The sequence below is a fragment of the Polaromonas sp. YR568 genome (assembly GCF_943369415.1).
Lineage (GTDB): Bacteria > Pseudomonadota > Gammaproteobacteria > Burkholderiales > Burkholderiaceae_C > Polaromonas.
On the sequence record NZ_CALRNF020000032.1, the window covers coordinates 40,878 to 61,535 of the forward strand.

19 protein-coding genes are annotated in these 20,658 nt (G+C 62.4%); 2 read left to right on the plus strand and 17 right to left on the minus strand.

Annotated features, from left to right (window positions below; genetic code table 11):
- Positions 1 to 47 precede the first annotated feature (47 nt).
- From rplT to ACLV74_RS19070, 7 genes are all read right to left on the minus strand, one after another.
- The gene (gene rplT / locus ACLV74_RS19040; protein ID WP_411880982.1) at positions 48 to 407 is read right to left on the minus strand and encodes a 50S ribosomal protein L20; all 360 of its coding nucleotides are present in this window, start codon (positions 405 to 407) and stop codon (positions 48 to 50) included.
- Positions 408 to 432: 25 nt separating this feature from the next.
- Positions 433 to 636: a 50S ribosomal protein L35 gene (gene rpmI / locus ACLV74_RS19045; RefSeq protein WP_007870723.1), complete on the minus strand. Its 204-nt coding sequence runs from the start codon at positions 634 to 636 to the stop codon at positions 433 to 435.
- A gap of 258 nt (positions 637 to 894) precedes the next feature.
- A complete protein-coding gene (gene infC, locus ACLV74_RS19050) occupies positions 895 to 1,500 on the minus strand; it encodes a translation initiation factor IF-3 (protein WP_411881016.1) in 606 nt (201 codons plus the stop codon).
- A 105-nt stretch (positions 1,501 to 1,605) separates the two neighbouring features.
- Entirely contained in the window at positions 1,606 to 3,513 is a 1,908-nt protein-coding gene (thrS, locus tag ACLV74_RS19055) for a threonine--tRNA ligase (protein WP_411880983.1), read from the minus strand.
- Positions 3,514 to 3,802: 289 nt separating this feature from the next.
- Positions 3,803 to 3,979, minus strand: a complete 177-nt coding sequence (locus ACLV74_RS19060) for a hypothetical protein (RefSeq protein WP_411880984.1) — start codon at positions 3,977 to 3,979, stop codon at positions 3,803 to 3,805.
- Between the two features lie 165 nt (positions 3,980 to 4,144).
- Positions 4,145 to 5,464 carry an isocitrate lyase gene (gene aceA, locus ACLV74_RS19065; protein WP_411880985.1) on the minus strand — a complete coding sequence of 440 codons (1,320 nt, stop codon included), beginning with the start codon at positions 5,462 to 5,464 and terminating at the stop codon, positions 4,145 to 4,147.
- A gap of 362 nt (positions 5,465 to 5,826) precedes the next feature.
- Positions 5,827 to 6,273, minus strand: coding sequence for a gamma-glutamylcyclotransferase (locus ACLV74_RS19070; protein WP_411880986.1), 447 nt, complete (start codon positions 6,271 to 6,273; stop codon positions 5,827 to 5,829).
- Between the two features lie 146 nt (positions 6,274 to 6,419).
- On the opposite strand from ACLV74_RS19070, the gene ACLV74_RS19075 reads away from it, so the two are divergent.
- Positions 6,420 to 7,358, plus strand: coding sequence for a DMT family transporter (locus ACLV74_RS19075; RefSeq protein ID WP_411880987.1), 939 nt, complete (start codon positions 6,420 to 6,422; stop codon positions 7,356 to 7,358).
- On the opposite strand, the gene ACLV74_RS19080 is transcribed toward ACLV74_RS19075, so the two are convergent.
- The 4 genes from ACLV74_RS19080 to ACLV74_RS19095 all read right to left on the minus strand — a co-directional run bounded on the left by ACLV74_RS19080 (position 7,303) and on the right by ACLV74_RS19095 (position 11,527).
- On the minus strand, positions 7,303 to 8,193 hold the full coding sequence (locus tag ACLV74_RS19080) for an ABC transporter permease (RefSeq protein WP_411880988.1): 891 nt from the start codon (positions 8,191 to 8,193) through the stop codon (positions 7,303 to 7,305). The genes ACLV74_RS19075 and ACLV74_RS19080 overlap by 56 nt on opposite strands.
- A gap of 1 nt (position 8,194) precedes the next feature.
- Positions 8,195 to 9,136, minus strand: a complete 942-nt coding sequence (locus tag ACLV74_RS19085; RefSeq protein WP_411880989.1) for an ABC transporter permease — start codon at positions 9,134 to 9,136, stop codon at positions 8,195 to 8,197.
- Positions 9,137 to 9,146: 10 nt separating this feature from the next.
- Positions 9,147 to 10,253 (minus strand): ABC transporter ATP-binding protein, encoded by a 1,107-nt coding sequence (locus ACLV74_RS19090; protein WP_411880990.1) that lies wholly within the window; start codon positions 10,251 to 10,253, stop codon positions 9,147 to 9,149.
- 110 nt (positions 10,254 to 10,363) lie between these two features.
- A complete protein-coding gene (locus ACLV74_RS19095) occupies positions 10,364 to 11,527 on the minus strand; it encodes an extracellular solute-binding protein (protein ID WP_411880991.1) in 1,164 nt (387 codons plus the stop codon).
- Positions 11,528 to 11,769: 242 nt separating this feature from the next.
- Here ACLV74_RS19095 and ACLV74_RS19100 point away from each other — a divergent pair, with 242 nt between their 5' ends.
- Positions 11,770 to 13,905: an acyl-CoA dehydrogenase gene (locus ACLV74_RS19100; protein WP_411880992.1), complete on the plus strand. Its 2,136-nt coding sequence runs from the start codon at positions 11,770 to 11,772 to the stop codon at positions 13,903 to 13,905.
- Positions 13,906 to 13,914: 9 nt separating this feature from the next.
- Here the strand turns inward: ACLV74_RS19100 and ACLV74_RS19105 are convergent, their stop codons facing one another.
- The 6 genes from ACLV74_RS19105 to lgt form a co-directional block, all read right to left on the minus strand.
- A complete protein-coding gene (locus ACLV74_RS19105) occupies positions 13,915 to 15,435 on the minus strand; it encodes a malonate--CoA ligase (RefSeq protein ID WP_411880993.1) in 1,521 nt (506 codons plus the stop codon).
- A 5-nt stretch (positions 15,436 to 15,440) separates the two neighbouring features.
- The gene (locus ACLV74_RS19110) at positions 15,441 to 16,253 is read right to left on the minus strand and encodes an enoyl-CoA hydratase/isomerase family protein (protein WP_411880994.1); all 813 of its coding nucleotides are present in this window, start codon (positions 16,251 to 16,253) and stop codon (positions 15,441 to 15,443) included.
- A gap of 7 nt (positions 16,254 to 16,260) precedes the next feature.
- A complete protein-coding gene (locus tag ACLV74_RS19115) occupies positions 16,261 to 17,259 on the minus strand; it encodes a Bug family tripartite tricarboxylate transporter substrate binding protein (RefSeq protein ID WP_411880995.1) in 999 nt (332 codons plus the stop codon).
- A 111-nt stretch (positions 17,260 to 17,370) separates the two neighbouring features.
- Positions 17,371 to 18,828: a malonyl-CoA decarboxylase domain-containing protein gene (locus ACLV74_RS19120; RefSeq protein WP_411880996.1), complete on the minus strand. Its 1,458-nt coding sequence runs from the start codon at positions 18,826 to 18,828 to the stop codon at positions 17,371 to 17,373.
- Complete coding sequence (locus ACLV74_RS19125; RefSeq protein ID WP_411880997.1) at positions 18,825 to 19,493, minus strand: GntR family transcriptional regulator; 669 nt, start codon at positions 19,491 to 19,493, stop codon at positions 18,825 to 18,827. Before ACLV74_RS19125 ends, ACLV74_RS19120 begins: the two co-directional genes overlap by 4 nt.
- A 260-nt stretch (positions 19,494 to 19,753) precedes the next feature.
- The gene (lgt, locus tag ACLV74_RS19130; RefSeq protein ID WP_411880998.1) at positions 19,754 to 20,578 is read right to left on the minus strand and encodes a prolipoprotein diacylglyceryl transferase; all 825 of its coding nucleotides are present in this window, start codon (positions 20,576 to 20,578) and stop codon (positions 19,754 to 19,756) included.
- Positions 20,579 to 20,658 lie beyond the last annotated feature (80 nt).

Here is a 20,658-nt window from a genome sequence, read left to right on the forward strand (position 1 = left end):
GTCGGCAGTTATTGATTGGATAGTGTCAACACCGCCTGGCCTGAAAATCAGGCGGCCAGCTTGGCTTTCACCTGGTCAACGATGGCACCAAAAGCGGCGCTGTCATGGATGGCCATGTCGGACAGAACCTTGCGGTCGATCTCGATGCCGGCTTTCTTCAGGCCGTTGGCGAACTGGCTGTAGGTCAAGCCGAACGAACGGCTTGCAGCATTGATACGGGCGATCCACAGGCGGCGGAACACGCGTTTCTTGGTACGGCGGTCACGGTAGGCATATTGCCCAGCCTTCATTACCGCTTCTTTGGCGATACGGAAGACATTGCCGCGACGACCGCGGAAACCTTTTGCAAGGGCTAAAACTTTTTTGTGGCGGGCGCGAGCCGTTACACCACGTTTGACGCGAGGCATGTGTGTACTCCTTGTTCGTCGTTAATTAAATGCCCTGGCCTGGGAGCATCTGTGCCATGTGACCCATATTGGTCTCATGAACAGTCACCGCACCACGCAGATGGCGTTTGTTTTTGGTGGTCTTCTTGGTCAGGATGTGACGTTTGAAGGCTTGGCCGCGCTTGACGGTACCACCCGGACGAACGCGGAAACGCTTTTTAGCGCCGCTCTTGGTCTTCATTTTGGGCATGTGAATGCTCCTTTTCATTTGTGCTCGTGAGGCGCTGCGAACCTTCCGCAGACTTGATGGCCCCGAGCCACTTGTAGCGGCGAGGTATGACCCTTGCCACTGCCGGCGAAGCCTTGCGGCATTCGCTGGTTGCGACGGGTTTGACTCCGGCGCTTTCGGAAGAAAGGCTTGTCGCCGCTCCTCACTGGAAATGCCTTGCGGCATCCTCCTTAAAGACCCGCCGGATAACTCCGGCAAGCCTGTATTCCTTAACTACCCTCAGGCCGCAGCCGAAGGGGCTGGTGCCGCCGCAGTTTCCGCCGCCGGCTTGCCGCCGGGTTTCTTGCGGCCCGGCGCGATCATCATGACCATCTGCCTGCCTTCAAGCTTGGGGAACTGCTCCACCACAATCAAATCCGCCAACTCATCGCGAATACGTGCCAGGAGGGCGAGGCCCAGTTCCTGGTGCGTGATTTCACGGCCGCGAAAGCGCAAGGTAATCTTGCACTTGTCGCCTTCTTCCAAAAAGCGCTTGATGTTGCGCAATTTGATGTTGTAGTCCCCATCGTCAGTGCCGGGCCGGAATTTGACTTCCTTGATCTCGATCACTTTTTGCTTGGACTTCGCTTCCGCCGCCTTTTTCTGCTCGGCGTACTTGAACTTGCCGTAATCCATCAACCTGCACACCGGCGGAACCGCTGTGGGGGAGATTTCAACAAGGTCCACGTCGGCCTCACCTGCCAGGCGCAAGGCCTCCGTGATGCTGACAATGCCCAAAGGCTCGTTGTCCGGCCCGCTCAGGCGTACCTCGGGGGCCATGATTTCACGGTTCAAGCGGTGCTTGCGTTCTTCACGGTGACGGCGGTCACGAAATTCAGTAGCGATGGTTCTGTCCTTTAACTCTTGCTATAAAAGCTATAGCGGCTTGCGCCCGTCCTACAGGGACGAGAAGCTTTAGTGCCGGTGAATTCGGGTGAATTCTCCAGCGGTTCAGGCTTTTTGTGCGATGTCAGAGGCAATTTGCTGGGCAAATGCATCAAGGGGCATCACTCCAAGGTCTTTGTTGCCTCGGGCGCGCACTGCAACGGCTCCGGCTGCTTTCTCCTTGTCGCCCACGACCAGGATGTAAGGCAGCTTCTTCATCGAGTGCTCCCGTATTTTATACGTAATTTTCTCATTGCGCAGGTCAAGGTTGACCCTAAGCCCTTGATTTTGCAGCGTTTTGGCCACTTCCCGGGCATATTCGGCCTGGGAATCGGTGATATTGAGCACCGAAACCTGCTCCGGGGCCAGCCAGGTCGGCAGCGCGCCGGCATGTTCCTCGATCAAAATCCCGATAAATCGCTCCAGACTGCCCACAATCGCGCGATGCAGCATCACAGGGCGGTGGCGGTTGCCGTCCTCCCCCACGTATTCGGCGTCCAGGCGCTCCGGCATCGAAAAATCAACCTGCATGGTGCCGCACTGCCACTGGCGGCCGATGGCGTCTTTCAGCGTGTATTCGATCTTGGGGCCGTAAAACGCGCCGTCGCCGGGCGCGATTTCGAATTCACAGCCGGACGCGCGCAGGCTTTCCATCAACGCGTTCTCAGCCTTGTCCCAGCTTTCGTCCGAGCCGATGCGCGCCTCGGGACGTGTGGCGACCTTGTAGATGATGTTCTTGAAGCCAAAGTCGGTATAGACCTTCTGCAGCAAAGTGGTGTAGTCCACGCACTCTTTAAGTATCTGGTCCTCGGTGCAGAAAATATGGCCGTCGTCCTGCGTGAAGCCGCGCACGCGCATGATGCCGTGCAACCCGCCCGAGGGCTCGTTGCGGTGGCACTGGCCGAATTCGCCGTAACGCAGCGGCAGGTCGCGGTAGCTCTTGATGCCCTGCTTGAAGATCAGGATGTGGCCGGGGCAATTCATGGGCTTGAGCGCGTATTCGCGCTTTTCGCTTTCGGTCGTGAACATGTTGTCGCGGTACTTGTCCCAGTGGCCGGTTTTTTCCCACAGCGTCTTGTCGATGATCTGCGGGCCCTTGACTTCCTGGTAGCCGTTGTCCTGGTAGACCTTGCGCATGTACTGTTCCACGCCCTGCCAGATCGTCCATCCTTTGGGATGCCAGAACACGAGGCCGGGCGCATGGTCGTCAATGTGGAACAGGTCCAGCTCCTTGCCGAGCTTGCGGTGGTCGCGCTTTTCGGCTTCCTCCAGCATCGTCAGGTACTGCTGCAACTCGTCCTTGGTGGCCCAGGCCGTGCCGTAAACACGCTGCAGCATTTCGTTGCGATGATCGCCGCGCCAGTAGGCGCCGGCTACTTTCATGAGCTTGAAAAATTTGAGCTTACCCGTGCTGGGCACGTGAGGACCGCGGCACAGGTCCTCAAAAGCGCCTTCGCGGTACAGCGAAACGTCTTCGTTGGCGGGAATGCTGGCGATGATCTCGGCCTTGTAGTGCTCGCCTATGCTCTTGAAGTGCGCCACGGCTTCGTCGCGCGGCAACACGCGGCGTGTAACCGGTTCGTCCTTGGCGGCGAGCTCTGTCATGCGCTTTTCAATCGCAACCAAATCCTCCGGCGTGAACGGGCGCTTGTACGAAAAGTCGTAAAAGAAGCCGTTTTCAATCACGGGACCGATGGTGACCTGCGCATCCGGGAACAGTTCCTTGACGGCATAGGCCAGCAAGTGGGCCGTGGAGTGGCGGATCATGTCCAACCCATCGGCATCCTTGGCCGTGATGATGGACAGTGCGCTGTCCTTGTCTATCACGTAGCTGGTGTCGACGACCTTGCCGTCAACCTTGCCGCCCAAGGCGGCTTTGGCCAGGCCGGCGCCTATCGAGGCGGCGACTTCGGCCACCGTGACGGCCTGGGGGAATTCGCGCTTGGAAGCGTCGGGGAGCGTGATCTGAATCATGGGGATGAGTTTTTAGGGGCAAAAATGGAAAAACAAAACAAAAAAGCGCGGAACATGCCGCGCTTTGATGGGGAATTTGGATTTAAGCTATGAATTGTGTAGCTAACAATCACCAAGGGGTGCGGACTAGCGCCCTGGATGACTCCAGAAAACGGACGAGGGCGTAGTTCGCGGTGTCATAACCCGAACGATCCTTCCTGTTTCCAGTTTGATTGATTGCATGTGCGTATTTTACGGCAGGTTGCGGCCGACTATATAGAAGGGCCTGACGGAGGCCGCAAAAGCTCGGCTACGACGAACCCGGCGGTAAAAATCCCAGGCCCAGGCAACGCGGGCATTCGGTGATGACGGTCTGCTTTTCAACTTCAAAGTGCTCGTTGATGTTCTCGCTTTCAATGCGCAGTTCGCCGGACCCCTCGCAATCGGGGCAAGGAATACGCTTGAAACCCACGGTTGAATCCGACACGGCAACCTCCTCCTGTTGATGTTTAAAGCCTGTTTTTGTAACAAACCGCACTCTACGCGAAAAAGCAGCCTCAAAAAAGCCCGGACAGGCCCTATGTTCCTGTCCGGGCTAAAGCCGCGCCCTTGAAGGCACAAGCGTCTGGGTAATCGCTGGAATGGAGTCAGTTCAGTGGAACTGTTCTTCTTCGGTGGAGCCGGTGAGCGCGGTCACGCTGGACTTGCCGCCCTGGATCACGGTGGTGACTTCGTCGAAGTAGCCGGTGCCGACTTCCTGCTGGTGCGACACAAAGGTGTAGCCGCGGTCGCGGGCTGCGAATTCGGGCTCCTGAACCTTTTCAATATAGGCCGTCATGCCGCGCTTCACGTAGTCCTGCGCCAAGTCGAACATGTTGTACCACATGGAATGGATACCTGCGAGGGTGATGAACTGGTACTTGTAGCCCATCGCGCCCAGTTCTTTCTGGAACTTGGCAATGGTGGCGTCGTCGAGGTTTTTCTTCCAGTTGAAGGACGGCGAGCAGTTGTAGGCCAGCATCTTGCCGGGGTGCACCTTGTGCACGGCGTCGGCAAACTTTTTGGCGAACTCCAGGTCGGGCGTGCCGGTTTCGCACCACACCAGGTCGGCGTAGTGGGCGTAAGCGATGGCGCGGCTAATGGCCTGGTCAATGCCTTTTTTGGTCTTGTAGAAACCTTCTGACGTGCGCTCGCCGGTGATGAAGGGCTTGTCGTTTTCGTCGTAGTCGCTGGTCAGCAGGTCGGCCGCTTCGGCGTCGGTGCGGGCAATCACCAGCGTCGGCACGCCGCAGACGTCGGCCGCCATGCGTGCGGCCACCAGTTTTTGTATCGCTTCAGCGGTAGGCACCAGCACCTTGCCGCCCATGTGGCCGCATTTCTTGACCGATGCGAGCTGGTCTTCCCAGTGCACGCCGGCGGCACCGGACTTGATCATGGCCTTCATCAGTTCGAAGGCATTGAGCACGCCCCCAAAACCGGCTTCGGCATCCGCCACAATGGGCGCGAAGTTGTCGATGTAGCCCTTGTCGCCGGCGTCTATGCCCTTGGCGTGCTGGATCTCGTCGGCACGGCGGAAGGTGTTGTTGATGCGCTCGACCACGGTGGGCACCGAGTCGACCGGGTACAGCGACTGGTCGGGGTACATCGAAGCGTAGCTGTTGTTGTCGGCGGCGACTTGCCAGCCTGACAGGTAAATCGCTTTGACGCCGGCCTTGACCTGCTGCATGGCCTGGCCGCCGGTGAGCGCGCCCAAGCAGTTCACGTAGGGCTCGTTGTTGACCAGGTCCCAGAGTTTTTCGGCGCCGCGGCGTGCCAGCGTGTGCTCGATCGGGAAGGAGCCGCGCAGGCGGACCACGTCGGCGGCGCTGTAGCCGCGCTTGATGCCCTTCCAGCGGGGGTTGGTGGCCCAGTCTTTTTCCAGGGCGGAAATCTGCTGGTCGCGGCTCAGTTGTTCAGTGAGGGTTTGTGGCATGGTGCGCTCCGTGGGTTGAGGTGAATGAAGAAGATAAAAAGTGAATGCGATGGACTCACTTTAAGTCTTCTACAAGACCATTGGAAGCTCTTATGTCTTATATAAGACAAAAATTAAATCCAATTAAATCAACTACATTTTCAATAACTACCACAATATAAAATTCAATCTCTCATATTGAGAAATATTGCGGCAGCGCACCATTAGCTATTTTTGCATAGTGAAACGGATTTATTGGATCGTGAAATAAAGCGCTACCCCGGACTGCGCGCACGCCGCTCGCTGCCAAGTGGCGGCCGTCAAGGGAGCGCTCTCAGAAAATCGGGCGCGCAGGCGCGTGCGGGTGGTCGAGGGGCTTAGGCTCAGCGCTCGTGGCCGGTTCGGTGCAGCACCCAATCGCCGCCGGCGATGACAGGCTTGCCATCAATGCGCTCCGGTGCGATTTCGTAGAGAACGCACAGCAGTTCCCGATCCGCGCCGTGCGACCCTGCAGGGGCGGAAGCAGCCCCGCCTTGCTCCAGCCGCACCATCACTTCCCGCTTGGCATATTCACCGGTTTGCTGCGGCCAGACCTCTTCGATCTCGTCAAGCACCCGTTCCAGTTCGGCGGTGACGGCGTACACCTCACCGTGCACCGTGCCCGGCGCGCCCAGTACAAGCCCCGGGTAGCTTCCCAGGTGATGCATGACGCCTTCCACGCTTGCCCGGCCCACCCATTGGGGTGTGGGTTGCAGACGGTTGATGTCGCGCTCTTCCCCCTTGCGCAGGGTGCCGTAGACAAAAACATGGCGGGTGGAAGGTGACAGCATCGCTTGGAAATCCTGGGTGTCGGGAACTGTGGGGCTTCAATCCTGTACTGCAAATTAAGGCATGATTCCGGCCTGCGCCGGCGCGCGCTGCCGGTCCAATCCACCGGCGGGCCGCAGGGCCTTCAGCATCAGGAACTCCCAGTTTAATGAATCGCATCACGGCTTATGCCTGCCTCGCACTCAGCATGTCTTTGGTGGGCAGCTATGTGGCCTTGTCCAAACCCCTGGCCGCGGCCCTGCCCGTCTTTCTGCTCGCCTGGCTGCGCTTTGGCATAGGCGGTGCGGCGATGGTGCGCTGGCTGAAAAAGCCCGCCGACGAAATTCCGATGAGCGGGCCGACCCGCAGGCTGCTGTTTCTCGAATCCTTCCTCGGCAACTTCCTGTTTTCCATCTGCATGCTGTTCGGCGTCAGCATGACCAGCGCCGTCGCGGCCGGCGTCATCATGGCGTCCATCCCGGCGGCTGTCGCGCTCATGAGCTGGGCCTTTCTGCGGGAGCGCATCGGTCTGCGGGTATGGGGTGCGGTGGCCTGCGCCGTGGTCGGTATCGCTCTGGTGTCACTGTCCAAAAGCCAGCCGTCCGTGCAAGCCGCAGGGCCGGAAACGGGCACGAGCTACGCCTGGCTGGGCAACCTGCTGCTGGTCGGCGCGGTCCTGTGCGAAGCCGCCTATGCGGTGATAGGCAAGAAGCTGACCGGGGTGCTGAGCCCCAAACGCATCTCGGCCTTGATCAACCTCTGGGGTTTTGTGCTTGTCACCCCGCTGGGCCTGTGGATGGCCTGGAGTTTTGACTTCGGCCAGGTCCCGGCCTCTGTCTGGCTGCTGCTGGTGTTTTATTCGCTGGCCGCCAGTGTCTGGACGGTCTGGCTCTGGATGACCGGCCTCAAGACCATCCCGGCCAACGAGGCCGGCGTATTCGCGGTGCTGTTGCCCATCAGCGCCGCCGCCGTGGGCGTCCTTGTGCTGGGTGAAACGCTGAGCCCCACGCAGGTTGGCGCCTTCGGCATCGCGCTGGCCGGCGTGGTACTGGCTACTTTCCCGGGGCGGGGTCTGGAAAAGCCTGCTCTGGTCGAGCCGCCGCACTGATTTCGCGGTCCAGCCGCTTTTGCCGGCGCATCACGTAGAGGCTGTAGCTGATGATGCCCAGCGACACTACCGCGATCAGGATCGTCGCCGCCGCGTAAATCGACGGGTTCACGCCGCGGCGGGCGTAGCTGAAGATCACCTGTGGCAGGGTCGTCACGCCCGGGCCCGACAAGAACTCCGAAATCACCACGTCGTCAAACGACAAGGTGAAGGTCAGCAACCAGGCCGATACCAGGGCCGGTGCGATGTTGGGCAGCGTGACCAGGAAGAACACCTGCATCGGACGGCAACCCAGGTCCATGGCGGCCTCTTCTATCGTCCGGTCCATTTCGCTCAGTCGCGACTGGATCACCACCGTGGCGTAGGCCATGCCCAGCAAGGTGTGGCCGGTCACGATGGTGATGAAGCCGCGGTCCGGCCAGCCCACGGTTCGCTGCACCGCCACCATGAACAAGAGCAAGGACAACCCGATGATGACCTCGGGCATGACCAGCGGGGCGTTTACCAGCCCGTAAAACAGCGTGCGTCCGGTGAAGCGCAGGTAGCGCACCAGCACGAAGGCGGCAAAGCTGCCCAGCACCACCGACAGCGTGCCGGTGATCAGCGCCACCTTGAGCGACAGGAAGAAACCCTCGACCAGGCGCGAATCCGCCAGCAAGGCTTCATACCAGCGCATCGAAAAGCCGGTGAAGACACCGTCCTGTCGCGTGCTGTTGAACGAGAAGACGATCAGGAAAAACAGCGGGATGTACAGGAACAGGTAGACCAGCCCCATCCAGAGCTTGCCCACATTGTTTTCCGCAAAGCGCAGAAAGCCTCTCACGCCGGCGTTCATGTCAGTGGCCTCCCTGCGCATCGCGGTCGCTGCTGGAGCGGTAGTAGAAGGCCAGCGGCACCAGGATCAGCAAGATCATCACCACCGCCAGCGCGGAGGCGCGCGGCCAGTTGTTGCTGCTGAACATCTCGTCCCACACCACGCGGCCTATCATGATGTTTTCGGCGCCGCCCAGCAGCGAGGGAATCACGAACTCACCGACGCTGGGAATGAACACCAGCATGGAGCCGGCCACGATGCCCGATTTGCTGAGCGGCACGGTGATCAGCCAGAAGGCTTTCCAGGCACTGGCCCCCAGGTCGTGCGCGGCCTCCAGCAGGCGGAAGTCCATCTTCACCAAGTTGGCGTAGAGCGGAAGGATCATGAAAGGGCAGTAGACATAGGTCATGCCCACCAGCATTGAGACGTCGGTGTACAGCATCACCATGGGCTCCTGGATGATGCCCAGCGACAGCAACAGGTTGTTGAGCACGCCCTGATCGGCCAGGATGCCCTTCCAGGCGTAGACCCGCAGCAGGAAGGAAGTCCAGAACGGCAGCATGACCAGCATCAGCAAAGCCGGCCGGATCGCGGGCCGCGAACGGGCGATGAAGTACGCGAAGGGATAGCCGATGACCAGGCAGAAAAGCGTGGTCAGCAAGGCGTATTTCAGCGAGGTCTTGTAGGCCTCCATGTAAATCGTGTTGCCGAAGCCGCCCGCGGCGTCCTGCGCGTTGTCGATGAAGATGGAGGCATAGTTGTTGTAGCGCAGCAGGACGTGCCACGAGCCCTGCACCGTCTCGATCAGCGGCGCGAACGGGTCGACGCCGTTGCCCATGTCCGTCACGCTGATACGCAGCAGGATCAGGAAAGGCGCGACAAAAAACAGCAGCAGCCAGACGTAAGGCACGGCGATGACGAAACGCCGCCCCAGGTTGAGTTGAAGCCAGGAGGGAATGTTCATGCCGGGCCGCTCACTGCGTCAGCACCACCGGCGCCGAGTTGTCCCACCAGAAGAACACCGGGTCTTCCCAGGTGATGGTGTCGCTTTCATGGCGCGTCGTGTTGGTCTCGGTAATCTTGAGCCTGCGCCCGCCGGCCGCCTCGACGATGAAGGTGTTGTAGCTGCCGAAATAGGCGATCTCACGCACCTTGCCGGTGAACAGGTTGACGCCGACCCCGGGCGGCCGTGCCTTGGCGATGTGAATTTTCTCGGGCCGCACCGCGACGGCGACCGACATGCCTTGCGTGCCGCTGATGCCGTGGCCCACGCTCACCACGCCCTGGTCGGTGGTGACTTCGCAGCGATCGGCTTCGTCCAGCGTGAGCTCGCCTTCGAGCATGTTGACGTTGCCGATGAAGTCGGCCACAAAACGGCAGTTGGGGTGCTCGTAGATTTCCTTGGGCGTTCCGACCTGCAGCACGCGGCCGTGGCTCATCACCGCGATGCGCGAAGCCATGGCCATGGCCTCTTCCTGGTCGTGCGTCACCATGACGCAGGTCACGCCCACGGATTCCAGGATGTTGACGAGTTCGAACTGCGTGCGTTCGCGCAGTTTTTTGTCGAGCGCACCCAGCGGTTCGTCGAGCAGCAACAGCTGGGGCCGCTTGGCCAGGCTACGCGCCAGGGCCACGCGTTGCTGCTGCCCGCCCGAAAGCTGGTGCGGCTTGCGTTTGGCAAAGGCCTCGAGTTGCACCAGCTTGAGCATCTCCTGCACGCGCGCCGCTATTTCGGCCTTGGGCATGCCTTCGCGCTTGAGGCCGAAGGCAATGTTGTCCCAGACCGTCAGGTGCGGGAACAGCGCATACGACTGGAACATCATGTTGATGGGCCGCTCGTAAGGTGGAAAGGACGCGATGTCCACGCCGTCGAGGATGACCGCGCCGGAGGTCGGTTTTTCAAAACCCGCCAGCATGCGCAGCAGGGTTGATTTGCCGCAGCCGGAGCTGCCGAGCAGAGCAAAGATTTCGCCCTTGTGGATGGACAGCGACACATCGTCGACCGCCGCCACGCCGTCAAAGCGCTTGACCAGCTGGTCGGTCCGCAAATAGCCATCACCGGGCGATAGGGGCAGGTTCATGAACAGCGCTTCCCGTCGTCTCACCAAGATGAAAAAAAGCTGCGCACGCAACGCATTGCATGCACAGCCGGGTTCGAACTCACTAACGTCGGTTCAAGACAGCAAAAAACTCACTTGCCTTTTTTGAAGGCGGTGAAGACATTGCTCATGGACTCGCGCGCTTCGTTGCTGAAGCTGGCCGGGGAGACCATTTTCTTCAGGTTGTCGGCGTCGGGGAACACGGCTTTGTCCTGGGCAATTTCAGGCTTGACGTTGGCCAGGCTGGCCTTGTTGGCCGTGGCGTAACCCAGTTCGTTGGTCAGCGATGCCGACACCTCGGGGCGCAGCGAGTAGTTGATGAAGGCCAGCGCATTGTTCGGGTGCTTGGCATCTTTGGGGATGGCCAGGGTGTCGAAGAAGATCAGGCCGCCGGTGCTGGGCAGCAGGGCTTCGACGTCGTTGCCGCTCTTGTTTTCAATGGCGCGGCCGCGGGCGATGTTGATGTCGCCGGCCCAGGCGAGCGCCACGCAGGCTTTGCCGCCGGCCAGGTCGTCAATCATGGTGCTGGAGAACATGCGGATGTGCGGGCGCACCTTGGCGAGCATTTCGGCGGCCGCCTTGTGGTCGGCAGGGTCGTTGGAGTACGCGTTCTTGCCCAGGTAGTGCATGGCCGGCGGCAGCACTTCGGTGGGAGAGTCGAGGTAGGCGATGCCGCAGGACTTGAGCTTGGCGGTGTAGACCGGGTTGAACACCAGTTCCCAGGCGTTCGCAGGCATGGGAGTGGAGCCCAGGGCCTTGGTGACCTTGGCCTTGTTGATGCCGACCGTGGTGAAGCTCCAGGCCCAGGGCACGAGGTAGGCGTTGCCCGGGTCAATGGTGCCCAGCTTTTCCATGATGGCCGGGTCCAGGTTGCCGTAGTTGGCGATCTTGGTCTTGTCGAGCTTGGCGAGCAGGCCGCCGTCGATCTGCGGCTTGGCGAACACGGCGCCGGGCACGACGATGTCGTAGCCCGTGTTTCCGGCCACCAGCTTGGCGTGCAGGGCTTCGTTGTTTTCAAAGGTCTGGTAGTTGACCTTGATGCCAGTTTCCTTCTCGAAATTGGCAATCATGTCCTTGGCGACGTAGTCGGGCCAGTTATAGACATTGAGAACCTTTTCTTCGGCGGCCACCGGGGCCGGTGCGCTTGCGGCGGCGGCCGGGGCCGCAGCGGCAGGCGCCTCTTCTTTTTTACCGCAGGCCGTCAGTGCCGCGACCAGCATGGCCGAAAACGCCCAATACCCAAGATGCTTTTTCATAATGTCCTCAACTCCTCTTATAAAACTTGGAAGTAAAAACCAGGAAACACTAGCAAAAATCAGACCGGAGCAATTGTATAAGAGGGCTGAAAGTGCGGGAACCTTTCTTATGCTGCCTTTGCATGAGGCCTGCCACCCCCGGCTGGCAAATTCGCCTACAGCCAGACGGGCCGGGCGGCACTAGGCGCCGGGCTGGGCACTGCGTACGCTGGAACCATCTTTACTTCCCCTTCGGAGACAACATGGGATTTGCCCACTGGCTAGGCCAAGCCGCCATGAAACCCTTTGCCCAGGCCTTGCCTGTGATGGGCGACACCGAACGGGCCGCACTGGAAGCGGGCACCGTCGGTTTTGAAGGCCGGCTGTTTTCCGGCCGCCCCGACTTTGACGCCCTGCTCGCCGCCGGGCCCAATGTGCTGACAAGCAAGGAGCAGGCCTTTCTCGACACGGAAGTCACCGCACTGTGCGCCATGCTGGACGATTTCGCTATCGATCAGGCCGGCGACCTGCCCGCCGAGGTGTGGGCTTACCTGCGAGAGCACCGCTTCTTCGGGATGATCATTCCCGAAGAGCACGGCGGGCTGGGCTTCAGCCATTACGCCCATGCCACCGTGGTGACACGCATCGCCACGCTCAACATCTCCGCGGCCGTGACCGTCATGGTGCCCAACTCCCTGGGCCCGGCCGAACTGCTGCTGCGCTACGGCACGCCTGCGCAGAAGCAACACTACCTGCCGCGCCTGGCCGACGGCCGCGACCTGCCCTGCTTCGGGCTGACCTCACCGTATGCGGGCTCCGACGCGGCCTCCATCCCCGACAGCGGCGTGCTGGTCGAGCGCGAGATCGACGGCGCCACGGTGCGCGGCTTCAGCGTGAATTTCTCCAAGCGCTACATCACCCTGGCGCCGGTGGCCACCGTCGTCGGCCTGGCTTTCAACGCGATTGACGAAAGCCTCCCCGAAGGTCAGCGCAACCTGGGCATCACCTGCGCGCTGATTCCGGTGCCGCAGCCCGGCATGGAGATCGGCAGACGGCACCGCCCCATGGACGCCGCCTTCATGAACGGCCCGATCGAGGGGCGCGAAGTCTTTATCCCCATGGACTGGGTCATAGGCGGTGAGCCCCGCGTCGGCCATGGCTGGCGCATGCTGATGGAGTGCCTGGCTGCCGGCCGCGCGATTTCGCTGCCGGCACTGGGCGCGGCCATGCAGCAAACCTCGCTCTTCGTGGCCAACGGCTACGGCCAGGTGCGCGAGCAGTTCGGCCTTCCCATAGGCCGCTTTGACGCGATTGCCGGCGTGATCGCCGGGATGGCCTGCGAGCTTTACGCCACGGACGCCGCGCGCCGCTATACGGCCGCCGCGCTCGACCACGGCGAGCAGCCCAGCGTGGCCAGCGCCATCCTGAAGGTGCATCTGACCGAAGCCGGCCGGCGCGCCGTCAATCACGGCATGGACATCCTGGGCGGCAAGGGCATCATCCAGGGGCCGTCCAACCTGCTGTCCGTGGCCTACCGCGGCGCGCCCATCGCCATTACCGTGGAAGGCGCCAACATCCTGACACGCTCGCTGATCATCTTCGGCCAGGGCGCGGTGCGCTGCCACCCCTACGTCATGAAGGAAATGCAGGCCGTGCAGGACAAGGACGCCGAAGCGCTGGGCCAGGCGCTGATAGGCCACGGCGGGCACCTGCTGCGCAATTTCTGGCACAGCATCGCGGGCGCACCGCTGTTGGGCACGCCGCCCGAGGGCCTGGAAAAGGAAGCCCGGCTGATTGCCCGCCTGAGCAGCCAGTACGCACTCACCTGCGACTTGGCCATGGGCCTGCTGGGCGGCAAGCTCAAGCGCATGGAACTGCTGTCGGCCCGGCTGGGCGACGTGCTGGCCCACCTCTACATGGCCAGCGCCTGCGTGTGGCGCTACACGATGGAAAAGGACGCGGACATGCTGCCGGTGGCAAGGGCCGCCATCCGCATGCAGCTCGACGAAGCCGGCAATGCGCTGGAAGCGCTGTATGCCAACTTTCCCTCGCCGCTGCGCCGGGTGGTGGGTTCGCTGGTACTCAACCGCAGCACGCGGCTGGCGCCGGTGCGCGACGTGCAATTGCTGGAACTGGCCAAACTGCTGCGCACCAACAACGCGCTTGTGAAGCGCCTGTGCCCCGACCTGGCGACGCCGGCCGGCGGCGGCTTGCGCGACCTGATGGATGCGCTGGCCCTGGCTGCGCAACTGGGTGAAGAAACGGTGACCCTCAACAAGGCCGTGCGCCGCAGCCAGTCCATGGAGCGCGCCGCGCAGGCCTCCAGCCGGCCCGAGTTGGCGCTGGCTTACCTGCGCGCGGCCGACCGGGTGATCCAGGTCGACGACTTCGCGCCGTAAAAGCTGCTCTCAGGCGAACAGGCCCTTGTACTGTTCGCGCAGCAGATTTTTCTGCACCTTGCCCATGGTGTTGCGCGGCAGTTCGCCGACCACAAAGCATTGCTTGGGAATCTTGAAGTTGGCCAGTTTGGATTTCAGCTCACCCACAATCTGGCCGGCTTCCAGCGAGGCGCCGGGTTTGGCGATCACCACGGCCACGCCAACCTCGCCGAAATCCGGGTGCGGCACGCCGACCAGCGCGCTTTCAGCCACGCCCGGCATGTCGTTGATGTAGCCCTCGATCTCCGCAGGGTAGACGTTGTAGCCGCCGCTGATGATCAGGTCCTTGCTGCGGCCCACGATGACGATGTAGCCGCGCTCGTCGATCTTGCCGACGTCGCCGGTCTTGAAGTAGCCGTCCGCCGTGAATTCTTCTTTCGTTTTTTCCGGCATGCGCCAGTAGCCCTTGAAGACATTCGGCCCCTTGACCTGGATGCCGCCTATCTCGCCGGCAGGCAGGGATTGGCCGTCATCGCCCTGCACACGCAGGCTGACGCCGGGCAGCGCAAAGCCCACGGTGCCGCCGCGCCGCTCTGCGCCCTCGTACGGGTTGGAGGTCAGCATCACGGTTTCGGACATGCCGTAGCGCTCCAGGATCGTGTGGCCGGTGCGTTCCTGCCATTCGTTGAAGGTTTCGATCAGCAAGGGGGCCGAACCCGCAACGAAGAGGCGCATGTTGCGGCAGGCCTCGCGGGTCAGGCCCGCCTCGGCCAGCAGGCGCACGTACAGCGTGGGCACGCCCATGAACACCGTGGCCTCGGGCAATTTCCGCACCACCAGCTTTGGGTCGAATTTCGAGAGCCAGATCATCTTGCTGCCGTTGATCAGCGCGCCGTGGATGGCGACGAAGAGGCCGTGCACGTGAAAGATCGGCAAGGCGTGGATCAGCACGTCGCCTTTCTTCCAGCCCCAGTAGTCCTTCAGCACCAGCGCATTGCTCAGCATGTTGCCGTGCGTCAGCATCGCACCCTTGCTGCGGCCCGTCGTGCCGCTGGTGTAGAGGATGGCGGCCAGGTCGTCGGCCTTGCGCGCCACGGCTTCATGCTTGTCGCTGCAGTGCGCGGCGCGGTCCAGCAGCGAGCCGGTGCGGTCGTCGTCCAGCGTGAAGACGTTTTGCGTGCCGGCCTTGAAGGCGATCTTGCTGACCCAGCCGAAGTTCTTGCTGCTGCACACCATCACCGAGGGCTCGGCGTTGCCGATGAAGTATTCGATCTCGGCGCTCTGGTAAGCGGTGTTGAGCGGCAAGAAAACATAACCGGCACGCAGCGTCGCCAGGTACAGCATCATGGCTTCCACCGATTTTTCGACCTGCACCGCCACGCGGGCGCCGGCAGGCAGGCCCAGCGAGGCCAGCAGGTTGGCCATCATCGCGGTGCCGCGTTCGAGGTCGCGCCACGAATAACTCAGGCCGTTGTCGGTTTCAACAGCCACTTCGTCGAGCGAGGAAGGAAAGGCGGCTCGCAGCGCCGCGAACAGGTTGTAGTTTTTCATGGGGATCAGGCTGTCGGTGGTGTAAGTGCAGCGGGCCGGCCGTCAAACCGGGGCTGGCGTTTTTCAATGAAGGCCATGACGCCTTCCCTGTGTTCGGGTGACGCGGCGTAGCCGTAAGCGCCCCGTGTCAAATCTGTCATGGCTTGCGTGCCGTGGGCCCCGGCCAGCGCCCGAAACGCCTGCTTGTTCAACCGTGCCGCACCCGGCGCAAGCGCTGCGCTGCGTTCCACGCATGCCATGGCCGCAGCGCCCGCCTCATCGGCCGGCACAACCTGGCTGAGAAAGCCACGCCGCTTCATCTCGGCGGCGTCCAGCACGGCGGCGGACAGCAGCATTTCGCGCGCCGTCAACTCGCCTGCTATGCGCATCACGAGTGCGGCCTCACGGGGCGCCATCGGAAAGCCGAGTTTGGCGATGGGCGCACCGAACTTCGCCGTGTCGCCGGCGATGCGCATGTCGCAGCAGCTGGCGATTTCCAGGCCGGCGCCCATGCAGTTGCCCTCGACCTGCGCGACAACGGGGACGTCGCAGTCCAGCATGGCTTGCAAGCCGCCCCACACGTCGTCTTCGTGAAAGGCGCGCAGGCTGGCTTCTTCAAAGCGAAAGCCTGCATATTCGGAGATGTCGCCGCCCGCACAAAAATGCACGCCCTCCCCGCGCACCAGCACGCAGCGCAGGCCGGCGCTTTGCTGGATGCGCTCAAACGCCGCGCGCAGCTCGCGCCACATGGCGCGGCTCATGGCATTGAGCTTGCCGGGGTGGGACAGGGTCACAAAGGCAAGAGGGCCCTTCACCTCCAGCAAGACGGCACCGGTCATCAGGACATCAATCGAGTTTGGCGCCGGAGGTCTTCACCACAGCCGCCCAGCGCTTGACTTCGCCGCTGACAAAAGCGCCGAACTGCTGCGGCGTGAGGTTGCCGAATTCCGCGCCGTTGCTGGCCCAGATGCTCTTGAGTTCGTCGGTGGCTGCGGCCTTGCGCAGGTCTTCAACAATGCGCGCCTGTACGTCGGCCGGCGTGCCTTTGGGCGCCCACATGCCGTACCAGGTGGTCACGGTGTAGTCGGGCAGGCCCAGTTCGCCGGCGCAGGGCACGTCCGGGAAAGCCGGGTTGCGTTTGGTGCCGGACACCATCAGCGCCTTGATGCGCCCGCCCTTGATGTGGGTGGCCGAGGAGCCCAGGCCGTCAAACATCATGTCGACGTTGCCCGAGATCAGGTCCTGCAAGGCCGGGCCCGCGCCGCGGTAGGGAATGTGCGTGATGAAGGTCTTGGTCTGCTGCTTGAAAAGCTCACCCGCCAGGTGGTGCGAGGTGCCCGCGCCGGCCGAGCCGTAGTTGTACTTGCCCGGCGCCTTGCGCACGGCTTCGATGTAGGTTTTGAAATCCGCAAACGGCATGTTGCGCGGGTTGACCACCAGCACCTGGGGCACGTTGGCCATCAGGGCCAGGGGCACGAAGTCTTTTTCAATGTCGTAGTCCAGCTTGGGATACATCGATGGCGCGATGGTGTGGTGCACCGCGCCCATGAACAGCGTGTAGCCGTCGGGCTGGGCCTTGGCCGCGATGCTGGCGCCCAGCGTGCCGCCGGCGCCGCCGCGGTTGTCGATGATGAGCTGCTTGCCGGTGAGCCTCGCGAACTGGGCCGACAGGGGGCGGGCGAAGGCGTCGGTGCCGCCGCCGGCCGGGAAAGGCACGATCACCGTCACGGGTTTGGTCGGCCAGGCCGATTGGGCGTAGCTGCCAAAAGACAGTGTGGCGGCGCCGGCAGCCGCGGCACGCAAGATGTTGCGCCGGGAAGCCGTGGCATGAAAACTGAATGTCATTGTTGTCTCCTGTCGTTGCTGAAACCAGAAAAAGCAAGCCGAAAGTTCACACGGGGTGGGCCCAGGCTGCCGCTACGCAAACTCATCCCAAGTACGTTCTTAAGTACACGTTCAAATGTACAAATCTTCGATGTCGCCCGACACGGGGATTTCCCCCTGTGCGAGTTGCGCACGGTGCCGGTCCAGGCGCTTGAGGTCATAGAGGTAATTCACCATCAGGCCGTAGGACTGCTTAAGGCCTTTGGGTGTCGGGTCGCCCGCCCAGTTGATGCGCTCTATGCGCGCGCCGTTGCCCAGGTGAAAGCGTGCCACCGGGTCCAGCGGCTTGCCCTCTTCCATGGTCCGTCCCAGGTAATGGGCGGCGCATTGCAGCAGCATTCTGCGCACCGGCGATTTTTCACCAAGCGACAGCGGGTCTTCGACGGCCGAGAGGAAATGGCCCGCGCCCGGCGGCTCGAAGCCTACGGCCCGGCCGAGCGCGGTGCGATCCTTGTCCCCCAGCTTCTCCAGCATGGCGGCGGCATTCTTGCCCAGCCAGCCGCGAAAGCCCGGGATCGGCGAGAGTGTGGCGAAAGTCTTGAGCTTGGGAAATTCTTCCTTCAGGGTTTCGACCACACGCTTGATCAGCGAATCGCCAAAGCTCACGCCGCGCAGTCCGGCCTGCGTGTTGCTGATGGAATAAAAAATCGCGGTGGTGGCACGGCTCAGGTCCGAGGGCGCGGCCAGTTCATCGAGCAGCGGCATGATGTCGCCCGCGATGCGCTCGACCATGGCGACTTCGACGAAGATCAGCGGCACTTCGGGGAGACGCGGGTGGAAGAAGCCATAGCAGCGCCTGTCGCTGTCGAGGCGGTTCTTCACGTCGGCCCAGCCCTTGATGTCGTGCACCGCTTCGTACTTGATCAGTTTTTCGATCAGCGAAGCCGGCGAGTCCCAGGTGATGCGGCGCAGGTCCAGAAAGCCGACGTCGAACCAGGTCGAAAACATGTACTCCATCTCGACGTCGAGCGCCAGCAGGCGCTTGTCGGCCTTGAGGCTGGGCTGCATGTCGGCGCGCATGTCGACCAGGAACTGGATGCCGCCCGGGTAGACGCTGAAGCGCTGCAGCAGGCGCCGGCGCGGCGACACCGTGGCGCGGCGATAGCGCACCTCGGCCACCGCCTCTTCGGGCGTGCCCACCGCAGCCGCGAACTGCGCCTGCGCAGCCTTGACCTTTTGGGGGTTGGCGACGAATTGCTCGCTCATCAGCATCCACAGGTCGCGCCGGCGCGCCGGCGTGGCGCCTTCGTACCAGGCCGCAATGGCCATGGCGCGGCGACCGCCTTCCACCTCGCTCACGCGCGGGTCGATGATGGCCTGCAGCTCCTGCAGGGTGCGGCGCAGCACGCGCGGCGACAGCGCCTCGTCTTTCTGGCTCAAGGTGGCCTGCAAGCGCTCGTGGGTGCTGCGCTCGGGCAGCGCTGCCGCCGCCTTCTTTCCGGCGGCCTGTGCACGTTCGGCGGGCACCCCGGCCTTGTCGCTCGCGGTGAAACGCGAGACGTTGCGGCTGAGCCATTCGGCGGCGCTCATGAGGCCACCCGGGAGCGCTGGTTGCGGGCCAGGTCGCGCAGCGCCTCGCGCTGGCGCGTCAGGTGCGTGCGCATGGCCGCTTCGGCGCCTTCGCTGTCGCGGGCCTTGAGGGCGGCGAACACCGTCATGTGCTCCGACAGGCTTTGCGCCAGCCGGCCAGGCGCGTGCAGCTGCTGCAGCCGCGCGAGCTTCAGGATCTTGCGCAGGTCGGCGATGGCCTGCGCCAGCCAGCGGTTGTCGGCCAGCAGGATGATGGCCTCGTGGATCGCGAAATTGGTCGCGTAGTAATCGTTGATGCGGCCGGCCTTGGCATGGCCGTTAAGCCGCTCATGCAGGGTGGTGAGCGCCACCAGGTCGGCATCAGTGGCGTTGCGCGCGGCCTCATAGGCGCAGCGTCCTTCCAGTAATGCGATCACCGGGAAGATGTCGTCGAGGTCCTTTTCGGTCACTTCATTGACGAAGCAGCCGCGCCGCGGCTCATGCCGCAGCAGGCCCTCGGACGTCAAGACCTTGAGCGCCTCGCGCAGCGGCGTGCGGGAGATTTGCAGTCGTTCGCACAGCGCGACCTCGTCCAGGAAGCTCCCGGGCGCCAGCAGGCCCGCGAAGATCTGCTCGCGCAGCGTATCGGCGACTTCCTGGTGCAGTGAACTCTGGACAAGACGCATGGCATGACCTTTGGCTGACCCATCGCCGAACTGGCGAACCCTTGCTGAACCTCACCCCCGCACCGCCGATTTGACAGTCCGATCCGGCGGTAATTTCAAGTAATTACGCGTAATTATGAAAAACAAAGCCTCGGCAATCAAGTGGCTTGTGCCTGAAAACGACAGGGAGAAACCCGTAGCGGGCGATTTTGCGCGCATCCCGGTGATTGCGGTGCCGGCAGGCTCAGCCTGCGCAGCCCGCCGCCACAAACAAGCGCTGGCTACGCCGCGCGGACAGGATCAGCGCGCTTTGTCGCCCACACCCACAGCCAGGCGCCGCCAATGATCATGGGAACGCACAGCCACTGGCCCATGCTCATGCCCAAGGCAAGGATGCCGAGAAACTCGTCGGGTTCGCGGAAGAACTCGGCGATGAAACGGAACACGCCGTAGCCCAGCAGGAAGGCGCCGGACACTTGGCCCGTCTTGCGCGGCTTGCGCGCGTACAGCCACAGCAGCACAAACAGCAGCAGCCCTTCCAGCAGGAACTGGTAGACCTGTGAGGGATGGCGCGGCTGCATGGAGCCGCTGCCGGGAAACACCATGCCCCAAGGCAAGGCCGGGTCGCTGAAACGTCCCCACAACTCGCCGTTGATGAAGTTGCCGACGCGCCCCGCCGCCAGCCCGGTCGGCACGCAGGGCGCCACAAAATCCATCACCTGCAGCCAAGGGCGCTGGCGCGAACGCGCAAACCACCACTGCGAGGCCAGCACACCCAGCATGCCGCCATGAAAACTCATGCCGCCCTGCCACACCGCCAGGATCTCCAGCGGGTGCGTGAGGTAGTGGCCCGGTTTGTAGAAAAGGCAGTAACCCAGCCGCCCGCCTATCACCACGCCCATGACGCCGAGGAACAGCATGTCCTCAATGTCCTTGCGGGACCAGGCACCCGGGCCTGTGATGGAGGCAAAGGGCGGGTGCCGCAGGCGCCGCGTGGCCAGGAAGAAGAACAGGCCGAAGGCCGCCAGGTAGGTCAGGCCGTACCAGTGGATGCCGAGCGGGCCGAGCTGGAGCGCGACGGGATTGATTTGGGGATGGATGAGCATGGGCGGTATTTTGCACGCAAGCTTCGTAGGAAAGGGCTTACGCGCGGACGGTGCTGGATTAGACTGACGGCAACGCCTCA

What these genes read in the sequence shown, in the direction of transcription:
- ACLV74_RS19075 (WP_411880987.1), top strand. Translation starts at nt 6,420, where the DNA reads ATGAATCGCATCACGGCTTATGCCTGCCTCGCACTCAGCATGTCTTTG.
- thrS (WP_411880983.1), bottom strand. Translation starts at nt 3,513, where the DNA reads ATGATTCAGATCACGCTCCCCGACGCTTCCAAGCGCGAATTCCCCCAG.
- ACLV74_RS19090 (WP_411880990.1), bottom strand. Translation starts at nt 10,253, where the DNA reads ATGAACCTGCCCCTATCGCCCGGTGATGGCTATTTGCGGACCGACCAG.
- ACLV74_RS19095 (WP_411880991.1), bottom strand. Translation starts at nt 11,527, where the DNA reads ATGAAAAAGCATCTTGGGTATTGGGCGTTTTCGGCCATGCTGGTCGCG.
- ACLV74_RS19110 (WP_411880994.1), bottom strand. Translation starts at nt 16,253, where the DNA reads ATGACCGGTGCCGTCTTGCTGGAGGTGAAGGGCCCTCTTGCCTTTGTG.
- ACLV74_RS19080 (WP_411880988.1), bottom strand. Translation starts at nt 8,193, where the DNA reads ATGAACGCCGGCGTGAGAGGCTTTCTGCGCTTTGCGGAAAACAATGTG.
- rplT (WP_411880982.1), bottom strand. Translation starts at nt 407, where the DNA reads ATGCCTCGCGTCAAACGTGGTGTAACGGCTCGCGCCCGCCACAAAAAA.
- rpmI (WP_007870723.1), bottom strand. Translation starts at nt 636, where the DNA reads ATGCCCAAAATGAAGACCAAGAGCGGCGCTAAAAAGCGTTTCCGCGTT.
- aceA (WP_411880985.1), bottom strand. Translation starts at nt 5,464, where the DNA reads ATGCCACAAACCCTCACTGAACAACTGAGCCGCGACCAGCAGATTTCC.
- ACLV74_RS19085 (WP_411880989.1), bottom strand. Translation starts at nt 9,136, where the DNA reads ATGAACATTCCCTCCTGGCTTCAACTCAACCTGGGGCGGCGTTTCGTC.
- lgt (WP_411880998.1), bottom strand. Translation starts at nt 20,578, where the DNA reads ATGCTCATCCATCCCCAAATCAATCCCGTCGCGCTCCAGCTCGGCCCG.
- ACLV74_RS19070 (WP_411880986.1), bottom strand. Translation starts at nt 6,273, where the DNA reads ATGCTGTCACCTTCCACCCGCCATGTTTTTGTCTACGGCACCCTGCGC.
- ACLV74_RS19105 (WP_411880993.1), bottom strand. Translation starts at nt 15,435, where the DNA reads ATGAAAAACTACAACCTGTTCGCGGCGCTGCGAGCCGCCTTTCCTTCC.
- ACLV74_RS19115 (WP_411880995.1), bottom strand. Translation starts at nt 17,259, where the DNA reads ATGACATTCAGTTTTCATGCCACGGCTTCCCGGCGCAACATCTTGCGT.
- ACLV74_RS19120 (WP_411880996.1), bottom strand. Translation starts at nt 18,828, where the DNA reads ATGAGCGCCGCCGAATGGCTCAGCCGCAACGTCTCGCGTTTCACCGCG.
- ACLV74_RS19125 (WP_411880997.1), bottom strand. Translation starts at nt 19,493, where the DNA reads ATGCGTCTTGTCCAGAGTTCACTGCACCAGGAAGTCGCCGATACGCTG.
- ACLV74_RS19100 (WP_411880992.1), top strand. Translation starts at nt 11,770, where the DNA reads ATGGGATTTGCCCACTGGCTAGGCCAAGCCGCCATGAAACCCTTTGCC.